Below are 2,582 nucleotides of genomic sequence, written 5' to 3'. Positions count from 1 at the left end.
CCCCCCCGCCCCCGGCCCCCCCCCCCCCCGCTCCGCCGTCGTCCCACCCGCCGGGCGGGGGGGCTGGGGTCCGGTCTGGGGCGGTGGCACCGGCTGGGGTGGCGCTCCGGGTGGGGGCGGGGCTCCGGGCTGGGGTGGCACTCCGGGCTGGGGTGGCGCCCCCGGCTGGGGTGGGCCGCCGCTCGCGCCGCGGCCGGGCATCATCCCTCTGCGACCGCTCGACCTCGGAGACATCCTCGGCGGTGCCTTCCGCATGATGCGCTCGCACTGGCGGGCGGTGCTGGGCATCTCGCTGGGTGTCGCGGTCCTCGTCGTGGCTGTCAGGCTCCTCGTGCAGGGCACTCCGCCCGGCTCCGCCACGAGCACCTCCGTCCTCCGCTCGCTCCCCGCCCAGCTCGTCTCGATCCTCGGTTCGACGCTGGCGGTGGGGATGCTGACGTCGGTGGCGAGCCACGCGGTCCTGGGCCGCCCCCTGAGCCTGAAGGGAGCATGGCGCGAGGCGCGTCCGCGCTTCTGGAAACTGCTCGGGCTGACGGTGCTGATGTCCCTCGTCCTGGCGGCGGCAGTCCTCGTGTGCCTCGCCCCGGGGCTCCTCGTGAACGCGGCGGGGGGCGGCGACGGTCTCACGATCCTCGGCGCCGTGGCCGGGATGGTCCTCGTGGTGTGGCTGTACATCCGTCTGGTGTTCAGTACCGCCGCGCTCATGCTGGAGCGTCAGGGCATCGTGGACGCGATGCGCCGCTCGGCGAAACTGGTCGACGGCGCCTGGTGGCGCACCTTCGGCATCCTGCTGCTGACCGGGCTCATCGCCGCCGTGGCCCAGTTCCTCATCATGCTCCCCTTCGACGTCCTCGGCCTCCTCGTGTCCCTCACCGGCCCGGACGGCGGCGCGACCGGCGACCCCGCCTTCTGGCTCTTCGCCGGAGCCGGCCTGGTCGCCTCCACCACCTTCGTCTTCCCCCTGACCGCAGGCGTCACGGTCCTCCTCTACGTGGACCAGCGCATCCGCCGCGAGTCCCTCGACGTCGAACTCGCCGCGGCAGCGTCCTGACGTCCTCGGCACGACGGCCCCCGGGGCGGTATCTTCCGTTCTAGTGGTCGTCGCAACACCCCAGCTCAGGGGATGCGATGGACTTCAAGATCCGGGAGGACCGGGGGCAGGCGCCAGGCCGTAGGGCCCTGGTCCGTGAGCGGGAGGAATACTTCCGGCTCATGGACCAGGGCGTCAGCAGCAGGGAGGCTTGCCGGATCGTCGGTATCAACCGGCGCACCGGGAAGCGGTGGCGCAACGGGCGCCAGGCCACGGGAAGCACGCGCGGTGCGCCTCCAGTTCGTAGGCCGCTCCCTTCCGGTGGCCCGTCGAGGTATCTCCGCGAGGCGGACCGCATCTACATCGCCGACCGGCTGCGGGAGAAGGCATCGATTCGGCAGATAGCCGCCGAGCTGGGCCGCAGCCCCTCCACCATCAGCAGGGAGATACGGCGCAACGGGACGTTGTGGCGGGGCAAGGACTGGGTCTACCGGCCGCACGCCGCCCAGTCCCGTGCCGACGCCCGACGGCCTCGTCCGAAGCCGGGAAAGATCGGCCAGAACCCGGAGCTGCGCGACTTCATCCAGCATCACCTCGAACGGCGCTGGATTCCCGAGCAGATCTGCCAGGCTTTGCGGGCACGCTTCCCCGACCGGCCGGAGATGCACGTGACCCACGAGACCGTCTACCAGGCCCTCTACGTCCAGGGCCGCGGTGAACTCCGCCGTGAGCTGGCCAAAGCCCTGCGCACGGGACGCACCATGCGCAGGCCGCACCGCCAGTCCTACCGGCGCCGGCCCCGCATGTCGAAGGACATGGTGATGATCAGCGAACGGCCCGCCGAGGCCGCCGACCGGGCGATCCCAGGTCACTGGGAGGGCGACCTCATCATCGGCAAGGCCCACAAGTCCGCGATCGGCACGCTCGTCGAGCGCTCCAGCCGCTTCGTCGCCCTGGTCCACCTGCCCGACGGCCGTCAACCCGCCCAGGTCCGCGACGCTCTCATCCAGACCGTCTCTGCCTTGCCTGCCCAGCTCAGACGCTCTCTCACCTGGGACCAGGGCTCCGAAATGCACCTGCACAAGGACTTCAGCACCGCCACTGACATGCCTGCCTTCTTCTGCGACCGGGCAGCCCCTGGCAGCGCGGCTCGAACCAGAACACGAACGGTCTGCTGCGGCAGTACTTCCCCAAGGGCACCGACCTGGCCCGCTACACCCGCGAGGAGCTGGACGCCGTCGCGGCCGAGCTGAACAGCCGACCACGCAAAACGCTCGGCTGGGAAACCCCAGCCGAGCGCCTCGCTAAGCTCCTGGCAACAGCCAGTTGAACAACTTGTGTTGCAACGACCCCTGGAATGCGCCTATCCGCCCCGCGGGCCACGTATTTCCTTCCGCGCGCATACCCCTGAACGCGGAAAAGCCCCGCACCATAAACGGTGCGGGGCTTCCCGACAAGAATTGTTCGGCGGCGTCCTACTCTCCCACAAGGTCCCCCTTGCAGTACCATCGGCGCTTTGAGGCTTAGCTTCCGGGTTCGGAATGAGACCGGG

General features: G+C 70.4%; 1 protein-coding gene, 1 rRNA gene and 1 pseudogene. 2 read left to right on the top strand and 1 reads right to left on the bottom strand.

The genetic code is table 11. The features are described 5' to 3' along the window. The first annotated feature begins 253 nt into the window (after positions 1–253). Together IF99_RS0130030 and IF99_RS31355 are read left to right on the top strand one after the other, a co-directional pair. The gene (locus tag IF99_RS0130030) at positions 254–1,051 is read left to right on the top strand and encodes a glycerophosphoryl diester phosphodiesterase membrane domain-containing protein (RefSeq protein ID WP_234340921.1); all 798 of its coding nucleotides are present in this window, start codon (positions 254–256) and stop codon (positions 1,049–1,051) included. A gap of 77 nt (positions 1,052–1,128) precedes the next feature. Beyond that, positions 1,129–2,360: pseudogene (locus IF99_RS31355) on the top strand (IS30 family transposase). Between the two features lie 132 nt (positions 2,361–2,492). Here IF99_RS31355 and rrf read toward each other — a convergent pair. After that, positions 2,493–2,582: ribosomal RNA gene (gene rrf / locus IF99_RS31790) — 5S ribosomal RNA — on the bottom strand; the annotation flags it as partial.

The sequence above is a fragment of the Streptomyces sp. NRRL F-5630 genome, assembly GCF_000719475.1.
Classification (GTDB): domain Bacteria; phylum Actinomycetota; class Actinomycetes; order Streptomycetales; family Streptomycetaceae; genus Streptomyces.
Note: the sequence above shows the minus strand (reverse complement) of the source record. Positions and strands in the feature narration are given on the sequence as shown.